Origin of the sequence: Thermus oshimai DSM 12092 (assembly GCF_000373145.1) — a bacterium.
GTDB lineage: Bacteria > Deinococcota > Deinococci > Deinococcales > Thermaceae > Thermus > Thermus oshimai.
This window is the reverse complement of sequence record NZ_KB890619.1, coordinates 49,035-67,914: the sequence shown is the minus strand read 5'-3', so window position 1 is coordinate 67,914 and position 18,880 is coordinate 49,035. Positions and strand designations below refer to the sequence as shown.

The 18,880-nt window shown below is 68.5% G+C and carries 17 protein-coding genes; 8 read left to right on the top strand and 9 right to left on the bottom strand.

The features are described 5' to 3' along the window. Positions 1-51: 51 nt before the first annotated feature. From B043_RS0107755 to B043_RS0107735, 5 genes are all read left to right on the top strand, one after another. A complete protein-coding gene (locus tag B043_RS0107755; protein WP_018461552.1) occupies positions 52-1,488 on the top strand; it encodes an MBL fold metallo-hydrolase in 1,437 nt (478 codons plus the stop codon). Positions 1,489-1,540: 52 nt separating this feature from the next. Further along, positions 1,541-2,200, top strand: a complete 660-nt coding sequence (locus B043_RS0107750; protein ID WP_018461551.1) for a rhodanese-like domain-containing protein — start codon at positions 1,541-1,543, stop codon at positions 2,198-2,200. Next, positions 2,197-2,940, top strand: a complete 744-nt coding sequence (locus B043_RS0107745) for a sulfite exporter TauE/SafE family protein (RefSeq protein ID WP_018461550.1) — start codon at positions 2,197-2,199, stop codon at positions 2,938-2,940. The genes B043_RS0107750 and B043_RS0107745 overlap by 4 nt, the downstream gene beginning before the upstream one ends. A gap of 92 nt (positions 2,941-3,032) precedes the next feature. Continuing rightward, positions 3,033-3,887 carry a cell division protein FtsX gene (locus B043_RS0107740; RefSeq protein ID WP_026234186.1) on the top strand — a complete coding sequence of 285 codons (855 nt, stop codon included), beginning with the start codon at positions 3,033-3,035 and terminating at the stop codon, positions 3,885-3,887. Position 3,888: 1 nt separating this feature from the next. Beyond that, positions 3,889-5,106: a murein hydrolase activator EnvC family protein gene (locus B043_RS0107735; RefSeq protein ID WP_018461548.1), complete on the top strand. Its 1,218-nt coding sequence runs from the start codon at positions 3,889-3,891 to the stop codon at positions 5,104-5,106. A gap of 26 nt (positions 5,107-5,132) precedes the next feature. Here the strand turns inward: B043_RS0107735 and hpf are convergent, their stop codons facing one another. Continuing rightward, on the bottom strand, positions 5,133-5,693 hold the full coding sequence (gene hpf / locus B043_RS0107730; RefSeq protein WP_016329109.1) for a ribosome hibernation-promoting factor, HPF/YfiA family: 561 nt from the start codon (positions 5,691-5,693) through the stop codon (positions 5,133-5,135). Further along, the gene (gene ftsE, locus B043_RS0107725; protein WP_016329108.1) at positions 5,693-6,418 is read right to left on the bottom strand and encodes a cell division ATP-binding protein FtsE; all 726 of its coding nucleotides are present in this window, start codon (positions 6,416-6,418) and stop codon (positions 5,693-5,695) included. The genes hpf and ftsE overlap by 1 nt, the downstream gene beginning before the upstream one ends. Before the next feature lie 62 nt (positions 6,419-6,480). Between ftsE and B043_RS0107720 the strand changes: the two genes are divergently transcribed. Then, positions 6,481-7,803 carry a S41 family peptidase gene (locus B043_RS0107720; protein ID WP_018461547.1) on the top strand — a complete coding sequence of 441 codons (1,323 nt, stop codon included), beginning with the start codon at positions 6,481-6,483 and terminating at the stop codon, positions 7,801-7,803. 64 nt (positions 7,804-7,867) lie between these two features. Here the strand turns inward: B043_RS0107720 and metG are convergent, their stop codons facing one another. The 7 genes from metG to B043_RS0107685 all read right to left on the bottom strand — a co-directional run bounded on the left by metG (position 7,868) and on the right by B043_RS0107685 (position 15,589). After that, complete coding sequence (gene metG / locus B043_RS0107715; RefSeq protein ID WP_018461546.1) at positions 7,868-9,733, bottom strand: methionine--tRNA ligase; 1,866 nt, start codon at positions 9,731-9,733, stop codon at positions 7,868-7,870. A 97-nt stretch (positions 9,734-9,830) separates the two neighbouring features. Further along, positions 9,831-10,514: a ribose-5-phosphate isomerase RpiA gene (gene rpiA / locus B043_RS0107710; protein WP_018461545.1), complete on the bottom strand. Its 684-nt coding sequence runs from the start codon at positions 10,512-10,514 to the stop codon at positions 9,831-9,833. Between the two features lie 3 nt (positions 10,515-10,517). Then, the gene (bcp, locus tag B043_RS0107705; RefSeq protein WP_018461544.1) at positions 10,518-10,985 is read right to left on the bottom strand and encodes a thioredoxin-dependent thiol peroxidase; all 468 of its coding nucleotides are present in this window, start codon (positions 10,983-10,985) and stop codon (positions 10,518-10,520) included. 106 nt (positions 10,986-11,091) lie between these two features. Beyond that, on the bottom strand, positions 11,092-12,231 hold the full coding sequence (locus B043_RS0107700) for a BMP family ABC transporter substrate-binding protein (RefSeq protein ID WP_016329102.1): 1,140 nt from the start codon (positions 12,229-12,231) through the stop codon (positions 11,092-11,094). A gap of 3 nt (positions 12,232-12,234) precedes the next feature. Then, entirely contained in the window at positions 12,235-13,068 is an 834-nt protein-coding gene (locus B043_RS0107695; RefSeq protein WP_018461543.1) for an ABC transporter permease, read from the bottom strand. Then, positions 13,068-14,117: an ABC transporter permease gene (locus tag B043_RS0107690; RefSeq protein WP_018461542.1), complete on the bottom strand. Its 1,050-nt coding sequence runs from the start codon at positions 14,115-14,117 to the stop codon at positions 13,068-13,070. Before B043_RS0107690 ends, B043_RS0107695 begins: the two co-directional genes overlap by 1 nt. After that, the gene (locus B043_RS0107685) at positions 14,114-15,589 is read right to left on the bottom strand and encodes an ABC transporter ATP-binding protein (protein ID WP_018461541.1); all 1,476 of its coding nucleotides are present in this window, start codon (positions 15,587-15,589) and stop codon (positions 14,114-14,116) included. Before B043_RS0107685 ends, B043_RS0107690 begins: the two co-directional genes overlap by 4 nt. A 163-nt stretch (positions 15,590-15,752) precedes the next feature. Here B043_RS0107685 and B043_RS0107680 point away from each other — a divergent pair, with 163 nt between their 5' ends. After that, positions 15,753-16,205, top strand: coding sequence for a hypothetical protein (locus B043_RS0107680; protein ID WP_018461540.1), 453 nt, complete (start codon positions 15,753-15,755; stop codon positions 16,203-16,205). Positions 16,206-16,222: 17 nt separating this feature from the next. Continuing rightward, the gene (locus B043_RS0107675) at positions 16,223-18,880 is read left to right on the top strand and encodes a DUF11 domain-containing protein (RefSeq protein ID WP_018461539.1); all 2,658 of its coding nucleotides are present in this window, start codon (positions 16,223-16,225) and stop codon (positions 18,878-18,880) included.

The following is an 18,880-nucleotide window of genomic DNA, read 5'->3' as shown; positions in this document are numbered from 1 at the left end:
GGTAGGGTATCTTAGAGGCCGGGACAAAGGTCCCATTCCGGAGGTGAAGCCATGATCTTTCGCCAAATCTACGAGGAAGGCCTCGCCCAGATGAGCTACTTCCTGGGCTGCCCCGCCACCGGGGAGGCCCTGGTGGTGGACCCCAAGCGGGACATCGACACCTACCTGGACCTGGCCCAGAGCCTGGGCCTCACCATCACCGCGGTGGCGGAAACCCACATCCACGCGGACTACCTCTCGGGGGCCCGGGAGCTCGCGAGGGCCACCGGGGCCACCCTTTACCTCTCCGACGAGGGGGACGAGAACTGGAAGTACCGGGGCCTGGAGGGTTTCCCCCATGTCCTGGTGAAGGACGGGGATGAGTTCAAGGTGGGGAACATCCGGGTGAAGGTCCTCCACACCCCCGGCCACACCCCCGAGCACATCGCCTTCCTGGTGGCGGACGGGGCGGTTTCGGAGGAGCCCCTTCTCCTCCTCACCGGGGACTTCGTCTTCGTGGGGGATGTGGGCCGCCCGGACCTCCTGGAGGAGGCTGCGGGGCTCAAGGGCACCGCGGAGCCCGGGGCCAGGCGGATGTTCCAAAGCCTCAAGGCGAAGTTCCTGACCCTCCCCGACCACGTGCAGGTCTGGCCCGGCCACGGGGCGGGCTCGGCCTGCGGGAAGGCCCTCGGGGCCCTTCCCGCCACCACCGTGGGCTACGAGAGGCGGCACGCCTGGTGGGCGGAGTACCTGGAGCGGAACGACGAGGAGGGCTTCGTGAAGGCCCTCCTCCTGGGCCAGCCCGAGGCCCCCACCTACTTCAAGGAGATGAAGCGCCTGAACCGGGACGGGATGCCCATCCTGGGGGGTATCCCCCACCCGGCCCGGCTCACCAAGAGCCAGTTCACTAAGGCCCTGGCCGAAGGGGCCATCCTGGTGGACACCCGGGACAAGTTCGCCTTCGCCGGGGGGCACCTGAAGGGGGCCATCAACATCCCCGCGGGCAAGAACTTCTCCACCTGGGCGGGCTGGCTCCTCCCCTACGACCGCCCCCTGGTCCTCATGGCCCGGCCGGAGGAGGTGGAGGGGCTGGTGCGGGCCCTCATCCGCATCGGGCTGGACCATGTGGTGGGGTACATCCCGGGCCTCGAGGGCTACGCGGAAGGGGAGCTGGAGACCGTGCCCCAGATCACCGCGGAGGAGGCCAAGGCCCTTTGGGAGAAGGGCCAGGCCCTGGTCCTGGACGTGCGCGGCCGGGACGAGTACCTCTCGGGCCACATCCCCGGGGCCCTAAACCTCCACGCGGGGCGGGTTTTGGCCCATCTGGACCGGCTTCCCAAGGACCGGCCCCTCATCGTCCACTGCGTGGGGGGCGACCGCTCCAGCACCGCCATCAGCGCCCTTCTGGCCCATGGCTTTAGGAACGCCCTGAACCTCACCGGGGGCATCCGGGCCTGGCAGGCCCTGGGCTTCCCGGTGGAGAAGGGCGAGGCCCTGGTGAACGCCTGATCCCATCCCGCCGCAAGGGGGTGCCCTTGCGGCGGGGGTTTTGGAGGAAGCGATGTACGAGACCGAGGTGAAGAACCTAACCCCCGAGGAGGCCAAGGCCCTTTACGAGGAAGGGGCCCTTTTCCTGGACGTGCGGGAGGTGGAGGAGTTCGCCCAGGCCCGCATCCCCGGGGCCAGGCTCCTGCCCCTTTCCGAGTTCATGGCCCGCTACGCCGAGGTGCCCAAGGAGGGGCCCGTGGTCCTCTACTGCCGTACGGGGAACCGCTCCTGGCAGGCGGTGGCCTGGCTTTCCGCCCAGGGCTGGAAGAACCTCTACAACCTCGAGGGGGGCATCGTGCGCTGGTACCGCACGGGCCTCCCCGTGGACACCACCCCGGTGGAGGTGGGCTACCAGGGGGTGCCCTTCCAGGAGGTGGGGCCGGAGGAGGCCAAGGCCCTCCTGGAGGAGGCCTTCGTGGTGGACGTGCGCGAGCCTTGGGAGTACCGGGAGGGGCATGTGCCGGGGGCGGTGAACATCCCCCTCTCCACCCTGCCCACGCGCCTCTCCGAACTGCCCAAGGACCGGCCCATCCTCCTCGTGTGCAACTCCGGGAACCGCTCGGGGGTGGCCGCGGACTTCCTGGTGCAGCAGGGGTTCGCGGGGGAGAAGGTCTATAACCTCGAGGGCGGCACCTACGCCTGGATGAGCCACGGCCTTCCCGTGGAGCGATGAGCCTCGCCCTCTTCGGCGCCCTCCTCATCGGGCTCTCCCTGGGCCTTCTGGGCTCCGGGGGGTCCATCCTCACCGTGCCCGTCCTGGTGTACCTGGTGGGGGAAGCACCCAAGCAGGCCATCGCGGAAAGCCTCCTCATCGTGGGGGGGATCGCCCTCCTGGGGGGTCTCCCCTACGCCCTTAGGGGCCTGGTCCACTACCGGAGCCTCCTCCTCTTCGGCCTCCCCGGCATGGCGGGCACCTACCTGGGGGCCTGGCTTTCCCGGTTCACCTCCGGGGAGGTGCAGCTCCTCACCTTCGCCCTGGTGATGCTCCTCGCCGCCTACTTCATGGCCCGGCCCGTCCCCCTCACCCCCAAGGGGGAGCGGAAGGCCTGGAAGGTGGTCCTGGAAGGGCTTTTCGTGGGGGCCCTCACGGGCTTCGTGGGGGTGGGGGGCGGGTTCCTCATCGTCCCCGCTTTGGTCCTCCTGGGGGGGCTTCCCATGCACCTGGCGGTGGGCACGAGCCTTTTCATCATCGCGCTCAAGTCCTTCGCCGGCTTCTACAAGTACCTCCACCTCCTGCCCGCCTACGGCCTCTCCGTGAACTGGGGCCTGGCCCTCCTCTTCATCGCCGTGGGGACCTTGGGGAGTCTGGTCGGGGGGCGGCTTGCGGTGCGCCTCCCCCACGAGGCCCTGAAGCGGGGCTTCGCCCTCTTCCTGGTGGTCATGGGGGTTTTCATCGTGGTTCAGAACCTCTAAACCCGCCCGGGCCGTACCTAGGGGAAGGTTCCCGAGGGGCCTTCCCCTAGGCTTTCATAAAGCTTTGGGTGGAAAGCCCTAAGATAGGGGGCGTGTACGCCGTCCGCGAAGGGTTCCGCCAGATCCTCCGCCACCCCACCGCCAGCCTGGCCACCTTCTTCACCGCCCTGGTCTCCTTCACCCTGCTCTACTTCCTGGGGCTTCTCCTGTGGAACCTGGAGCGGGTGGTCCAGGGCCTGGAGCGGGAGCTGGAGGTGGCCGCTTTTCTAGGAAGGGGGGCGGACGTGGAGGCCCTCCTCACGGAGATCCAGGCCTGGCCCGAGGTGGGGGAGGTGCGCCTCCAGACCAAGGAGGAGGCCCTGGCCCAGCTGGTCCTGGACTACCCCTACCTGGCGGAGGCCAAGGACCTGGTGGAAAACCCCCTGCCCGACACCCTGCGCCTGCGCCTGAGGACCCCCGAGGCCGTGCGCCAGGTGGCGGAGCGCCTCCGGGGCCTCCCGGGGGTGGAGGGGGTGGAGTACGGGGGGGAGCTCACGGAAAGGCTCGTGGGGGTGCTCTCGGGAAGCCGGGCGGCCATGGTCCTTTTGGTGGCCCTCCTCCTCCTCAACACCCTCTTCAGCGTGATGGGCTCCATCCGCCTCTCGGTGGAAAGCCGCAAGGAGGCCCTGGGCATCATGCTCCTGGTGGGGGCCACCCGCCGGTTCATCCAGGGGCCCTTCCTGGCGGAAGGGGCCTTCCTCACCCTGGGGGCTGGGCTCCTCGCGGTCCTCTTCGGGGGGGTCCTTTACCGGGGCCTTTCCGGGGCCCTGCAGGGGCTTCTCCCCTTCATCCCCGTGCTCAGCCTCGAGGACCTTATCCAGACCGGGATGGCCGTCTTGCTCCTGGCCCTCTTCCTGGGCCTAGGAGGGGCGTACCTCGCCAGCCGGGCCCACCTGAGGGAGGTTTAGGGTGCGCGCGCTCCTCCTCCTCTGCCTCCTAGGCCTTGCCCTGGCCCAGGACCTAAACACCCTCGAGGCCCAGGCCCAAAGGGCCCGGGCCCTGGAGGAGCGGGCGGCCCAGCGCATCGCCCTCCTAAACCGCGAGCTCCAGCGCCTCTCCCAGCGGGTGGAGGCGCTCCTTGGGGAAAAGGCCCGCCTCGAGGGGGAGATCGCCCGGCTGGAGGGGGAGAGGACCGCCCTCAGGCGGGAGATCGCCCGCCTAAGGGCAGAGGTGCGCGGGACCGAAGCCCGCATCGCCAAGCGGGAAGCGGAGCTGGAAGCCCTAAAGGGGCGGCTTCGGGCCCTCATGCTGAGCCTCCATAAGGAAAAGGCCGCCCGCTACCTCCCCCTCCTCCGGGCGGAGGGCTTCACCGACCTCATGGTGCGGGCCCGCCTGGTGGGCTACATCTCGGAGCGGGACACCGCCCTGGTGCGCCAGGTCCAGGGGGTGCTGAAGGCCCTACGGGAGGAAAAGGTCCGGCTGGAACTCCTCCTGAAAGACCTTTCCGCCAAGGAGGCGCGCCTAGCGGAAACCCAGAAGGCCCTGGAGGGGGAAAAGAAGGCCCTGGAGGCCACCCTGGCGGGCCTGGAACGGGAGGCCCAGGGGAAGCGGGCCCTCCTCCGGGAGGCCCTAAAGGAGCGCCAGCGCCTGCAGGCCGAGCTGGAAAAGCTCCAGGCCCGGATCCTGGCGGAAAGGCGGCGCCTGGAAGAGCTCAGGAGGCAGGAGGAGGAACGGCGGCGCCAGGAGGAGGCCCGCAGGAGAGCCGCGGCCCAGCCCGCCCGGGTGGTGGTCCCTCCCCCGCCCCTGCCCAGCGCCGTGGGCCGCCTGGCCTTCCCCGTGCCCGGGGGGCGGATCGCCGTCCCCTACGGAGCGGAGGGCTCGTTCATGGTCATCCAGGGCCCGGCCCCCGGCAGCCCCGTGCAGGCGGCCGCGGAGGGGTACGTGGGGGGCATCCTCTACCTCCCCAACCTGGGCTACACGGTGATGCTGGTCCACACGGAAACCCTCTCCACCGTCTACACCAACCTCCAAGAACCCCTGGTGCGGGAAGGGGAGCGGGTGGAACGGGGCCAGCTTCTGGGCTACACCGGCGGGGGCCTCCTCATCCGCCCGGAGGAGCTGGAGTTCCGGGTGGCGGTACGCCTGGGGGAGGAAACCCGCTTCGTGGACCCCGCGGCCTACTTTTAAGCCCCCCGCCGAGGCCAAAGGGGGGGTTACGCGGGCTCAATGAGCCCGTAGTTCCCGTCCTTGCGGCGGTAGATGACGTTGATCTCCTCCGTTTCCCGGTTGCGGAAGACGAAGAAATCGTGCCCCAGGGCCTCCATCTGGAAGGCCGCCTCCTCGGGGTCCATGGGCTTCATCTCAAAGCGCTTGACCCGGACGATCCTGGGGCCTTCCTCCTCCTCGGGCTTGCGCAGGGCAGAAAGGGCCCGCACCTCCTCAGGGGGAGGGCCCTGGTAGGAGTGGCGCTTGCCCACGTAGCGGCGCTCCTTGAAGCGCTTGAGCTGGGTTTCCAGGCGGTCCACCATGCGGTCAATGGCCGCGTAGAGGTCTTGGTCCTCCTCCTCCACCCGCACCAGCCCCCCGGGGAGGTCCACCTGGACCTCGGCCTTGGCCTTCCGCTCCACGTGGGGGCTATTCGCCAGGGAAAGCACCACCTTGGCCATGAGCTCGCCGTTCTGGTAGCGGTCCAGGCGGGCGAGCTTCTTTTCCACATACTCCCGGATGGCGTCGGTGATCTCCAGGTTGCGGCCGATGAGCTTGTAGACGTTCATTAATCCTCCTTTCCGCCCCCAAGAGGGCCTTCCCTTACCCTTATGCTACCACCCTCCCCGGGACGCTCGTCCCGGACCACCTGCCCCGCCTTCAGCACCACCACCCGCGCGGGGTAGGCCTCCAGGAGCTCCCGGCTGTGGGTGGCGAGAAGGACCGTGGCCCCCCGGGCGTGGGCCGCTTTGAGGATCTCCAGGACGGAAAGGGCGTTCTCCGGGTCCAGGTTCCCCGTGGGCTCGTCCGCCAGGATGACGGGCGGGTCCAGGAGCAGGGCCCGGGCGATGGCCACCCGCTGGGCCTCCCCCACGGAAAGCTCCTCGGGGAAGGCCCGCTTCTTGTGGGCCAGGCCCACCCGGCGAAGCGCGGTGTAGATCCGCCCCTCCCACTCCCGCCGGGGCACCCCCTGGACCTGGAGGACGAAGGCCAGGTTCTCCTCCACGGTCAGGTCCTTGAGGAGGCGGTGGTCCTGGAAGACCATGCCGATGCGGCGCCGGTGGAGGGCCACCCCGTCCCCCTTTAGGGCCTTCAGGTTCTGCCCGGCGAAGTACACCGCCCCCTGGGTGGGGAGGAGGCGGCGCAGGATGAGGCTTAAGAGGGTGGACTTTCCCGCCCCGGAATGCCCCACGATGTAGACGAACTCGCCCTTCTTGACCTCGAGGCTCACGTTGTAGAGGGCCTTGGTCCCGGTCCTGGGGTATTCCAGGCTCACCCGGTGGAAGGCGATCATGCCCCCATCCTACTTTCCTTCTCACCCAGGCGCGCTATAGTGGGGCCTAGGTGAGTGCGAAGATGAAAAAGCGCGCGTGGTTCCTCGTCGGCCTTGGGGTCCTCCTGGCCCTGGTCTACGCCCAGCTCCAGAGGCCCCAGGCGGAAACCCTCCTGCAGAACCCCAACGGGCAGGCCCTCCTGGAGGTCTACCAGCGCATCCAGCAGGACTACCTGGAACCCTTACCCCGGGAAAAGCTCAACAAGATCCTGGAGGGGGCCATCGGGGGGATGATAGAGGCCCTGGAAGACCCCTTCACCAGCTACTCCCCGCCCCAGCGGGCAAGCCTCCGCCAGGAGGACTTAAGGGGCGAGTTCTTCGGCATCGGGGCCACCCTCTCCCCCGCCAACCCCGACGGCACCGGGGCCAAGGTGGAGGGGGTCATGAAGGGCCTCCCCGCCCAGCGGGCCGGGATCCGCGCGGGGGACGTCATCCTCGAGGTGGACGGCCAGGACGTGACCAAGCTCCCCCTGCAGGAGGTGGTGGCCAAAATCCGCGGCCGCGAGGGGACCAAGGTCACCCTGAAGATCAGGCGGGAAGGGGTGCCCGCCCCCCTGGTCTTTGAGCTCATCCGGGAACGGGTGGAGATCGTCTCCGTTTCCACCGGACGCATCGGGGACGTGGGCTATGTGGCCTTGGAAACCTTCGCCAACTTCAAGGTGGAGGACCAGCTCAAGAAGGCCCTGGACGAGCTCAAGGCCCAGGGGGTGAGGAAGCTCATCTTTGACCTGAGGGACAACGGGGGCGGCCTCCTGGACCAGGGCTGCGCGGTGGCGAGCGCCTTCCTCAAGGAAGGCCCCATCGTCTACACCCGCACCAAGAACCTCACCCGGGTCTGGTGCGAGGCCTCGGGGCGGCCCCTGTGGGAGGGACCCATGGTGGTCCTGGTGAACGGCAACTCCGCCTCCGCCAGCGAGATCGTGGCCGGGGCCCTCCAGGACTACGGCCGGGCCAAGGTCATCGGGGAGAAGACCTTCGGCAAGGGCGTGGGCCAGACCCCCTTCACCCTAGCCAACGGCGGGGAGCTCACCCTGGTGACCTTTGAGTGGCTCACCCCCAAGCGCCGGGCCATCAACCAGGAGGGCCTGAAGCCGGACATCGAGGTGAAGGACACCCGCTTCCCCACCCCCTTCTCCCTCCAGGGCGCGGGGGCGCCCCCGGGGGCGGAGATCGCCGTCACCCTAAACGGCAAGACGGTGCGGGTGAAGGCCGACAGCGAGGGCAAGTTCACCTACGCCGAGCCCCAGCGCCAGCGCCCCCTCCCCGAGGAGCGGGGGCAGGCGGTCTTGGACCTCGAGGGGGACGCCATCCTGAAGCGGGCCCTGGAGGAGCTGAACGGAAAGTAAAAGGGAGGGGTCCAGCCCCTCCCTTTCCGAGGCCCCCGCCGCAGCTTGGGCTGCGGCGGGGCTTCTACCGCACCACCGCCCCCGGGGGGATATCCCCGTCCACCGTCACCAGGACGAGCTTCTCCCCCTCCTGGGCCGCGAGGATCATCCCCTGGCTTTCCACCCCCCGAAGCTTGGCCGGCTTGAGGTTGGCCACCAGGACCACCTTCCTCCCCACCAGGTCCTCCGGGCGGTACCACTTGGCGATGCCCGAGACCACGGTCCGCTCCTCCCCACCCAGGGAAAGCCGGAGGACCAGGAGGCGGTCCGCGTTGGGGTGGCGCTCCGCGGCCACCACCTCCGCCACCCTTAGCTCCACCTTGGCGAAGTCCTCTATGGAGATGGGTTCCACAGCGTTTTCCTCCTTGGAGCCCGCCTTAAGGGGCTTCTCCTCCTTGGGGAAGAGGATGGGGGCCTCCTGGGGGAGGGGGCCAGGAGGGGTGAGGCCCCAGCGCCCGGCCTCCTCCAGGCTTTCGGGCTCGGGAAGGCCCAGGGCCCGCCGGAGCTCGGCCATCTTGTCCGGCATGGCGGGGGTGAGGAGGACCGAAGCGATCCTCAGGCCCTCCACCACCCGGTAGAGCACCGCCCGGGCTCCTTCGGGGTCTTCCTTCGCGAGCTCCCAGGGCCGCTTCTCGTTGAGGTAGCGGTTTAGGGCCTTCACGTAGTCCATCACCGCCTCCAGGGCCAGGTGGAAGCGGAGCTCCCGCACCAGCGGGCGGAGGCGCTCCAGGAGGGCGGTGCCGGCCTCGAGCCCCTCCCCCGGCACGGGCCCCGGGATCCTCCCCTCCGCGAAGCGGAGGAGCATGGCCCTAAGGCGCTGGACCAGGTTGCCCAGGTTGTCCGCCAGGTCCGCCTCGTACCGCACCCTAAGGGCCTCCTCCCCCACGGCCGCGTCCTGCCCGTAGGGGATTTCCCGGAGGAGGTAGTAGCGCACCGCGTCCCGCCCGTAGCGCTCCGCCAGGCGGAAGGGGTCCACCACGTTCCCCAGGGTCTTGGACATCTTGCGCCCGTCGGGGCCCAGGAGGTACCCCCCCACGTTCAGGTGGCGGTAGACGGGAAGCCCCGCGGCCTTCAGCATGGTGGGCCAGAACACCGCGTGGGGCTTCAGGATGTCCTTGCCGATGAGGTGCCAGGCGTGGGGCCAGAAGGTCTTGAACCTCTCCCCCTCGGGGTAGTCCAGGGCGGAGACGTAGTTGAGGAGGGCATCAAACCAGACGTAGGTCACGTGCTCCCCGTCCCAGGGCAGGGGGATGCCCCAGGGCACCCGGGCCCTCGGGCGGGAGATGGAGAGGTCCCCGATGGGCTCGGAAAGCATGGCCAGGACCTCGTTCCGGTAGCCCTCGGGGCGGATGAGGTCGGGGTGGTCCTCCAGGTACTGGAGGAGCCAGGGGCGGTACTTCTCCATGCGGAAGAAGTAGTTCCCCTCCTTGCGGCGCTCCACCGGACGGCCGTGGATGGGGCAAAGCCCCTCGGAAAGCTCCTTCTCCGTATAGAAGCGCTCGCAGGAGACGCAGTAAAGCCCCTCGTACTCCCCATAGTAGATGTCCCCCGCCTCGTAGACCCTCTGCAAGACGGCCTGGACCACCCTTTTGTGGCGCTCTTCCGTGGTGCGGATGAAGTCGTCGTAGGCGATCCCCAGGAGCTCCCAGGCCCGCCGGAAGCGCTCGGACACCCGGTCCACAAAGGCCTTGGGGTCCTCCCCCGCGGCCAGGGCGGCCCGGTAGACGGTCTCCCCGTGCTCGTCCGTCCCGGTGAGGAAGTAGGTGCGGTAGCCGTCCAGCCGGTGCCAGCGGGCCAGGAAGTCCGCCACCACCGTGGTGTAGGCGTGGCCCAGGTGGGGCTCGGCGTTCACGTAGTAGATGGGCGTGGTGACGTAAAAAACCTTTTCCATCCCTCCTCCGAAAAAAACCGGGGCATGCGCCCCGGGCGGGGAGGCCCTCCCCGCCCTAAAGCCGGGGCATGCCCTTCATGGGGAACATTCTACACCCTTAGGGGAGGAGCTCCTCCACCCCCAAGGGCCCCGCCACCAGGGCCCGGGTGGCGAGGCTCAGGAAAAGCCCCGTCTCCACCACCCCGGGGATCTCCAGGAGGGCCTTGTGGAGGCCGAAGGGGTCCCCGATGGGGCCGAAGCGGCAGTCGGCGATGAGGTGGCCGCTGTCGGTGAAATAAAACTCGTCCCCGTCCATGCGGAGCTCCGGCTCGCCCCCCAGGGCGGCGATGGCCCTTAGGGTGGCCCGGTGCCCAAAGGGCACGATCTCCACCGGCACCGGGCCCCGCCCCAGCACGGGCACCTTCTTGGTGTGGTCGGCGATGACGATGAACTCCCGGGCGGTGGCCTCCACGATCTTCTCCCGCAGAAGGGCCCCCCCAAGCCCCTTGATGAGGAGGAGGCCGGGGGCGATCTCGTCGGCCCCGTCAATGGCCAGATCCACCCCTTCCGGGGGGAGGTCTATGAGGGGGATGCCCTCCTTCAGGGCCAGGTCCCGGGTGGCCTCGGAGGTGGGGACCCCCTTCACGTCCCTTAGCTCCCCCTCCCTAAGCCTCCGGGCGAGCTCGAGGACGGCGTAGCGGGCGGTGGAGCCCGTGCCCAGGCCCACCACCATGCCGTCTTCCACGAAGGCCACCGCGGCGTGGGCGGCCTCCTTCTTGTAGGCCTCGAGGGGCTTTTCCATATCCTAAGCCCCCTTTAGGGCGAGAAGGGCCTCCGCCACTTCCTCCGCATGCCCCTCGGGGGAGACCTTCCGCCAGATCTTGGCGATGCGCCCCTCGGGGTCTATGAGGAAGGTTTGCCGGAGAACCCCTTCGTACGCCTTCCCGTACAGGTTCTTCTTCCCCCAGGCCCCGTAGGCCAGGATGGCCTCGCGGCCCGGGTCCGCCAGGAGGGGGAAGTTCAGGCGGTACTTCTCCGCGAAGCGCTTGTGGCTTTCCACATCGTCCGCGGAGACCCCGAGCACCACCGCCCCCAGGCTCTCCAGGCGCCCCTTCTCGTCCCGGAAGCCGCAGGCCTCCTTGGTGCACCCCGGGGTGTCGTCCTTGGGGTAGAAGTAGAGGACCACCCACCGCCCCCGGTAGTCCGAAAGGCGGTGCACCTTGCCCTCCTGGTCCGGGAGGGCGAACTCGGGCGCAAGGTCGCCGACTTCCATGGGGGCATTATAAACCCCACCGCGGCCAAGGCCGCGGTGGGGACCCCAAAGCGTACAAAAACCTTCTTCCGGGGCCCCCGCCAAAGCGAAAGCTTCGGCGGGGTGTTTACTTGGGCTCGCCCGGCCAGTCCCCCACCACCCCAGGGGCCGCCCACTCCAGGGTGAGGAGCTCCTCGAGGGTGGCCTTCCGCCCCGCGGGGACGCGCACCACCCCCTTGCGGTCCCGGATGGGCCCGGTGAAGGGGTCAAAGGTGGGCTTGGGGGAGGACATGTCCTTGAGGAGGGCCATGATCCGGTCGTAGACCGCCACCTTCTTCCCCCCCACGGTCATGGAGGCCGCCTTCAAGAGGGGCACGTGCTTGGGGTTGATGGGCACGCCGTAGTCCGCCCCCATCTCCACCGCCTTGTGCTGGAGGAGCCAGAAGTAGTCCACCCCCTCCAGGTTCTTGGGGGTGTACACCCCTTCCCGCACCTTCTTGAGGAAATCTATGTAGATCACGTCCCAGTGGACGATCTGGCCCGAGACCACGTGGTCGGGGGCGAACTTCAGCATGGGGGTGTAGTGGCCGAAGCTGTAGGCCCCCTTGCGGGCCGCGGTCTGGATCACCGTGGGGGTGTCCTCGGTGAAGGCGAAGACGTCCGCCCCCTGGGCGAGGAGGGCCTCCGTGGCCTCCCGGGCCTTGGCGGGGTCGTACCAGGCGTTGATCCAGCGCACCAGGACCTGGGCCTTAGGGTTCACCGCCCGCACCCCCAGGGCGAAGGCGTTGATGTGCCGCTTCACCTCGGGGATGGGGAAGGCGGCCACGTACCCCACCTTGCCCGTCTTGGTGAGGGCCCCGGCGGCGAGGCCGTTTAGGTAATAGACCTGGTAGAAGTCCGCCATGTAGGTGGCCACGTTGGGGGCCCGCTTGATGCCGGTGGCGTGGGCGAAGATCACGTCCGGGTACTTCCGGGCGGCCTCGAGGACCCCGTCCATGTACCCGAAGCTGGTGGCGAAGACCACCCGGCACCCCTCCCGCACCAGCCGGTCAATCACCGGCACCACCTGGGCCTCGGGGACGCTCTCCACGTACTTGGTTTCAAGCCAAGGCAAAGCGGCCTCGGCCTTCTTGCGCCCCACGTCGTGGGCGTAGGTCCAGCCCGCGTCCCCGATGGGCCCCACGTAGATGAAGCAGGCCTTGAGCTTCGCCTCCTGCCCCAGGGCAAGCCCCAGGGCCAGGGCCAGTAGGAAGATCCACCGTTTCATCCCTCACCTCCCCCTCTCAAAGGGCAGGCCCAGGGCCTTAGGGGCCTGGGCGCGGCCCGAAAGGGCCAGGACCAGGATAACCAGAAGGTAGGGCATGGCGGCAAAGGCCTCGCTCGGTATAGGTACACTGCCCTGGAGCCGGAACTGGAGGAAGAAGAGGAGGCCGAAGAAGTAGGCCCCGAAAAGGGCCCTCAAGGGCCGCCAGGCGGCCAGGATCACCAGGGCCACCGCTACCCAGCCAAGCCCTGCGGTCATGCCGTCCGTCCAGGCGGGGCGGTAGGCCAAGGAGAGGTAGGCCCCCGAGAGGCCAATCAGCCCCCCGCCCATCCCCAAGGCCAGGTAGCGCACCCCGTCCACGCTCACCCCGAAGAGGTCCGCCGCCTTGGGGTTCTCCCCCACGCTCCTCAGGTAAAGCCCGGTGCGGGTATAGAAGAGGAAGGCGTGGAGGAGGAAGGCCAGGAGGAAGGCCAAAAGGGCAAACCCCCCCTCGGGCAAGGGGGCGGGGAGGGGGAGCCCCTCGTAGCGCTTCCCCAAAAGCCCCGAGGCCCCAAGCCCCAAGGCGGACAGGGCGAGCCCCGCCACGAACTGGTTGGCCCTTAAGGTCACGGTGAAGATCCCGTGGAAAAGGCCCAGGAAAGCCCCCACCAGGACCCCTGCCAGGATCCCCATGGAAGGCCCGAAGGCCAGGGCCGCGGCGAAGGCCGCCAGGGCGGAAAGGGCCATCATCCCCTCCACCCCAAGCTGCACCACCCCGCTCCGCTCCGCAAGGAGGGCCCCCAAGGTGGCGAGGAGGATGGGGGTGCCAAAGAGGACCGCGCGCAAAAGAGCCTCTTCCATCAGCGCCTCCAGACCACGCGGTGGCGGGCCAGGGCCTCGGCCCCGATGAGGGCGAGGAGCATGAGGCCGGCGAAGACGTCCACCACCCTAAAGGGCATGGAAAGCTCCAGCTTCAAAAGATCCCCCCCCGCCAACACCACCCCCATGAGGGGCGCGGTGAGGAGGGTGAAGAGGGGCCCCCCCCGGGCCAGCCAGGCCACCAGGATGGCGGTGAAGCCGTAGCCCAAGGAGATCTGGGCGGGCTCCAAGAGCTTGTGGTGGATCCCCGCCACCTCCCCCACCCCGGCCACCCCCGCAAGGAGGCCGGAGAGGAGGGCCACCAGGAGGAGAAGCCGCCCCTCCCGTAGGCCCAGGTACCGGGCGGCCTTGGGGTTATCCCCCAGGACCCGCCACTCCAGGCCCAGGGGGGTGCGGAAGAGGAGGAAATGGAGGAAGAGCGCGGCCAGCACCCCCAGGAGGAGGGTGGGCCAGGGGACGAGGCTTTCCCCTAGGCGGGGAAGCCAGGCGGCCTGGGGGAAGGTGTCGGTGTAGAGGAAGCCGAAAACCCGCTCCCCTTTCCAGGGCCCCGCCACCAGGTAGACCACCAGGTAGTAGGCCAGGTAGTTCTGCATGAGGGTGGTGAGGATCTCGCTGGCGCCAAAGCGCACGCGAAGCCAGGCGGCGAGAAGGGCCCAAAGGGCCGAAAGGCCCCCACCCAGGAGGAACATGAGGGGAAGGGTCCAGGGGCCCGTGGGGAGAAAAAGGGCGGCGTAGGCCGCCCCCACCGCCCCCAGGAGGAGCTGCCCCTCGGCCCCGATGTTGAAAAACCCCACCCGGAAGGCCAGAGATAGCCCCGCCCCGATGAGGAGGAGGGGAACGGCGCGCCTTAAGACCTCAAAGAGGCCCAAGGGGTCCAGCACCACGGAAAAGAGGAGGCCAAAGGCCCGAAGGGGGGAAACCCCGTAGAGGGCGAAGAGAAGGGCCAAAAGGAGGAAGGTTAGGAGGAAAAACGCCCCGTAGCTCCAGGCCACCTTGGCCGGGGTGGGGCTTGGGTCCAGCTCCAGCCTCATCGTCCCTCCGCCATCATCCGCCCCAGGCGCTCCAGGGTGGCCTCCTCCCGGGGGATGGGCCCCACAAACCGCCCCCGGTGGAGGGCGGCCACCCGGTGGCTCAGGGCCAGGATCTCGTCCAGGTCCTCGCTCACCAACAGGATGGCCGTGCCCGAGGCCGCGAGGTCCAAAAGGAGGCGGTGGACCTCCTCCTGGGCCCCCACGTCCACCCCGTAGGTGGGGTGCATGGCGAGGAGGAGCCTAGGGCCTTCGGAAAGCTCCCGCGCCAGGATGACCTTCTGGGCGTTCCCCCCCGAGAGGAAGCGCACGGGGGCCCAGGGGGAAGGGGCCTGGATGCGGAAGCGGGCCATGAGGTCCTTGGCCCGCGCCTCCAGGTCCTTCCGGAAAAGAACCCCCCGTCGGGCAAGCCTCCGGTGGGTGCGCAAGGAGAGGTTCTCCGCCACGGGCAGGCCTGGGGCGAGGCCCGTGCTCCGCTCTTCGGGAACATGCCCCACCCCCAAGGCGAAGACCCGGGCCGGATCCCTGGGGAGGGGTTTTCCCAAAAGGCGCACCTCTCCCCCATAGGGCCTAAGCCCGGCTAGGGCCTCCACCAGTTCGCTCTGGCCGCTTCCCGCCACCCCCGCCACCCCCAGGATCTCCCCCGCCCGCAAGGCAAAGGAAACCCCCTGGAGGGGCACGCCCCGCCGGGGCACGTGAAGGCCCTCCACCTCCAAGACCACCTCCTCCTTAGGGGGCAGGGCCCGGGGGAGGGGCGAAAGACGCCGCCCCACCATGAGGCGGATGAGCTCCTCTTTTGTGGCTTCCTTTCGGGAAACCTCCCCCACCTTGCGCCCGGCGCGGAGCACGGCGATGCGGTCCGCCACCTCCAAGACCTCGTCCAGCTTGTGGCTGATGAAGATCACCGCAAGACCCTCCTCCTTGAGGCGGCGGATCTCCCCGAAAAGGCCCTCCGCCTCCCTGGGGGTGAGGACGCTGGTGGGCTCGTCCAGGATGAGGACCTTGGGGTGGGAAAGGAGGGCCTTTAGGATCTCCAGGCGCTGCTTCTCCCCCGCGGAGAGGGCGGCCACGGGGAGGCGGAGGAAACCAGGGTCCAGGCCTAAGGCGCTCCGTTCCAAGTGGCCCTGGAGGCGGCGGAGGAGGACTTCTTGGGTGAAGAAAGGGGGAAGGCGGAGGCCCAGGGCCAGGTTCTCCGCCACGGTGTGGGCCTCGAGGAGCTCGGGGTGCTGGGGCACCAGGGCGATCCCCAGGCGCTGGGCCGCCTGGGGGGAAGGGATCCGCACCTCCCGGCCTTCCAGAAGGATCCGCCCCGCATCGGGGGCGTAGAGGCCGTAGAGGAGGCTCACCAGGGTGGTCTTCCCCGCCCCGTTCTCCCCGAGCAGGGCCAGGACCTCGCCCCGCCCCACCTCGAGGCTCACCCCATCGCAGGCCAGGACCGGCCCGAAGCGCTTGGTGATGCCTTCAAGCCTCAGCATAAGGCCCCAACCGCCCTGAAGGATACCACGCCCCATGAGGAGGGGAAGCCCCGGGATAGGGGGTAGGGGTAACCCCCACCTTTCACAGGTTTTTCACAAGGGTCCCCTAGCCTCCCTTTTGGGAGGTGGTATGCCGAAAAGTGCCACGCGGCTTTGGGCTCTTATGGTGTTTCTCCTCGCCACGGCCCTAGCCCAGCTCAGCCTAGACCTTAAGGGCTTTAAGGTCCAGGTGAAGGACGGCAAGGAGGTCCTGGTGGAGGCCCTCGAGGTGGCCCCGGGGGATGTGGTGGTCTGGCGCCTTCTGGCGGAGAACAAGGGGAAAGATCCCCTCCGCCAGGTGGCCCTGGTGATCCCCATCCCCAAAGAGACGGTGTTCCTCGAGGCGCCCCTGCTCCGCTTTAGGGAGGCCCAAATCCGCCCGGAGTTCAGCTTTGACGGGGGCAAAACCTTCGGCTTTCCGCCCCTCAAAAAGCGGGTCCGGGTGATGGAAGGGGGAAAGGAGGTGGAAAAGGAGGTAGAGGTCAAGCCCGAGGAGTACACCCACGTGCGCTACACCATTCCGGAGCTCAAGCCCGGCGAAAGGGTGGAGGTTCTGGTCAGGACCAAGGTCCGCTAGCAGAAGGGAGGTAAGGAATGAAAAGACTAAAGTTTTTAGGTTTGGGCCTCATGACCCTCCTGCTGGGGGTGGCCTTGGCTATGACCCCCGCAGGCACCAGCATCACCAACCAGGCTTCGGCCAGCTACATTGACTCCGCCGGCCAACCCCGGACCACCACCTCCAACCAGGTGGTGACCGTGGTCCAGCAGGTCTACAGCTTCACCATCACCCCAAACGGTACCGAAAGCGCCCCCGGACAGACCAAGTCCGGCCTGCCCGGTGGCCAGGTGCTCTTCAACTACGTGGTGGAGAACACCGGAAACGGCACGGACACCATCAACCTGGCCACGGTCCAGGGCACCTCGGACGACTTTGACCTGCTGAGCGTTCGGATCTACCGCGACGACAACTGCAACGGCGCCGTGGACGCGGGGGAACCCCAGGTGACCTCCGTCACCCTGGGGATGGGCCAGCAGGCCTGCGTGGCGGTGGTGGCCACCATCCCCGCCACGGCCACGAGCGGCCAGTACGGCAACCTGAACCTCACCGGCACCAGCCAGGGTAACCCGAGCGTTACCGATGCCGACAACTGGGCCCGCGCGGTGGCCACCACCCAGGCCGCCCTCACCGCCACCAAGTCCGCCACGCCGAGCAGTGTGGCCCCGGGCGGTACGGTCACCTTCACCATCTCGGGGGCCAACGTGGGCGGGAGCGCGGCCTACGGCGTTACCATCCCCGGCCTCGGCACCGGCATCCTCATCTCGGACGTCATTCCCACCGGCCTCACCGTGAGCACCATGCCCACGGGCACCGCGGGATCGGGCACGGTGAGCTTCGTCTACTACGACGGCAGCACCTGGCAAACCCTCACTACCCTCCCCCTCACCGGAAACGGCACCATCGCCATCGGCATGTTCATCTCCGGCAGCGGGGCCTTCTTCCCGCAAGGGGCGCAGTACACCTTCAGCTTCCAGGCCACGGTGCCTGCGAACGCCCCCGCCGGCGCCACCTACGCCAACACCGCGGTGGTGCGGTTTGACGCCAACGGGGATGGGGACAGCAACGACCCCGGCGAAACCGTTTCCTCCAACACCACCACCAACACCGTGACCGCCACGTACCAGCCCGTGGTGGGCTACCCCGGCAACATCACCCTGGGCAACGAAACCCAGGTGGTGGCCAGCGCCTACTCCGGCCAGACGGTGAGCTTCACCAACGTGGTGCGGAACGACGGGAACGCCCCCGACAGCTTCACCCTCACGCTCCAGAACCCCACCTTCCCCGCGGGGACCGTCTGCCAAATCTACGCCGCGGACGGCATCACGCCTATCTCCGGCGCCATCGGCCCCCTGAACCCCGGCAGCACGCAGACCGTGGTGGTGAAGTGCCTCCTGCCCGCGGGCTACTTTGAAAACCCGGCCGACGGCACCACGACCACCTACAAGGTGGAGCTCAAGGCCACCAGCGTGAACGACTCCTCCAAGTCCGACCTCACCACCGACCAGCTCACGGACATCCTCCCGGGCTACGCGGTGGACCTGGCGGCCCGCGGGTACGCGGGGGATGGCAACGCCACCAACGACAACCCCGCCGCCCAGACCGCCAACCCCGGCCAGACGGTGTACTTCCCGCTGGACACCTACAACGCGGGGGCCAACACGGATAGCTACAACCTCACCGCGAGCGTCCCCACCGGCTGGAGCGTCCTCTTCTACCCCGATGCGAACTGCGATGGGTTGATGGACACGCCAACCCCTGCCCCGGTGACCAACACCGGGCCCATCAACCCCGGCGGGACCAAGTGCTACATCGCCGCCGTCACCGTGCCCGCGGGGACCGCCCCCGGGAGCAACCCGGTGAGCTTCACCGCCACCAGCGCCACCCTGGGCACCGTTTCCGACACCGTTAACACCCAGGTCAACGTGAACCTGGTGGCCCAGGTGCTCCTGGACCCCGACCGGGCGGGCACCGTCACGAGCCCCGGGACCATCCAGTACACCCACACCTTGGTGAACAATTCCAATACCGGCGCGCTCTGCTCCATCACCGGCACGGGTGGTAGCTCCGGCTGGACCTACCAGTACTCCCTAGACGGCACCACCTGGCAGAACAGCCTGAGCGGGGTGAGCGTGCCCGCCTTCGGCGGTACCCAGACGATCCACGTCCGCGTCTTGGTTCCCGCCGGAGAACCCATCGGCCAGGTGGACGTGAACACCGTGACCGCAAACTGCACCGTGGGCACGGGGAACGCCAGCGACACCGCCACGGAGACCACCACCATCGTGGGCGGGGAGCTCAGGCTCCAGAAGAGCGCGGTGAGCTACGTGGGGACGACCTCCGCCGTCCGCTCCTCCGACGGTAGCCAGGCCTACCCCGGGGACTACATTGACTACGTCATCGTGGCGGAGAACATCGGCACCGGGAACCTGACGAACGTGAAGATCGCCGACCCCATCCCCGCTTACACCACCTTCGTGAGCATGGCCGCTACCACCACGGGCTTCCCCAGCGGGGCCACGGTCCTTTACTCCACGGACGGCAACGCCTGGAGCCCCACGCCGCCTCCCAGCGTGGCCACCGGTCAGTCCGTGTACGTGGGCGTGGACACCAACGGGGACGGGACCATTGACGCGAACGACGTGATGCCCCCGGCGGCCAGGATCACCCTCGTCCTCCGGGTGCAGGTGCAGTAA

What these genes read in the sequence shown, in the direction of transcription:
- rpiA (WP_018461545.1), bottom strand. Translation starts at nt 10,514, where the DNA reads ATGGAAAAGCCCCTCGAGGCCTACAAGAAGGAGGCCGCCCACGCCGCG.
- B043_RS0107700 (WP_016329102.1), bottom strand. Translation starts at nt 12,231, where the DNA reads ATGAAACGGTGGATCTTCCTACTGGCCCTGGCCCTGGGGCTTGCCCTG.
- B043_RS0107755 (WP_018461552.1), top strand. Translation starts at nt 52, where the DNA reads ATGATCTTTCGCCAAATCTACGAGGAAGGCCTCGCCCAGATGAGCTAC.
- metG (WP_018461546.1), bottom strand. Translation starts at nt 9,733, where the DNA reads ATGGAAAAGGTTTTTTACGTCACCACGCCCATCTACTACGTGAACGCC.
- B043_RS0107750 (WP_018461551.1), top strand. Translation starts at nt 1,541, where the DNA reads ATGTACGAGACCGAGGTGAAGAACCTAACCCCCGAGGAGGCCAAGGCC.
- B043_RS0107690 (WP_018461542.1), bottom strand. Translation starts at nt 14,117, where the DNA reads ATGAGGCTGGAGCTGGACCCAAGCCCCACCCCGGCCAAGGTGGCCTGG.
- B043_RS0107720 (WP_018461547.1), top strand. Translation starts at nt 6,481, where the DNA reads ATGAAAAAGCGCGCGTGGTTCCTCGTCGGCCTTGGGGTCCTCCTGGCC.
- ftsE (WP_016329108.1), bottom strand. Translation starts at nt 6,418, where the DNA reads ATGATCGCCTTCCACCGGGTGAGCCTGGAATACCCCAGGACCGGGACC.
- B043_RS0107745 (WP_018461550.1), top strand. Translation starts at nt 2,197, where the DNA reads ATGAGCCTCGCCCTCTTCGGCGCCCTCCTCATCGGGCTCTCCCTGGGC.
- B043_RS0107685 (WP_018461541.1), bottom strand. Translation starts at nt 15,589, where the DNA reads ATGCTGAGGCTTGAAGGCATCACCAAGCGCTTCGGGCCGGTCCTGGCC.
- B043_RS0107695 (WP_018461543.1), bottom strand. Translation starts at nt 13,068, where the DNA reads ATGGAAGAGGCTCTTTTGCGCGCGGTCCTCTTTGGCACCCCCATCCTC.
- hpf (WP_016329109.1), bottom strand. Translation starts at nt 5,693, where the DNA reads ATGAACGTCTACAAGCTCATCGGCCGCAACCTGGAGATCACCGACGCC.
- B043_RS0107675 (WP_018461539.1), top strand. Translation starts at nt 16,223, where the DNA reads ATGAAAAGACTAAAGTTTTTAGGTTTGGGCCTCATGACCCTCCTGCTG.
- B043_RS0107680 (WP_018461540.1), top strand. Translation starts at nt 15,753, where the DNA reads ATGGTGTTTCTCCTCGCCACGGCCCTAGCCCAGCTCAGCCTAGACCTT.
- bcp (WP_018461544.1), bottom strand. Translation starts at nt 10,985, where the DNA reads ATGGAAGTCGGCGACCTTGCGCCCGAGTTCGCCCTCCCGGACCAGGAG.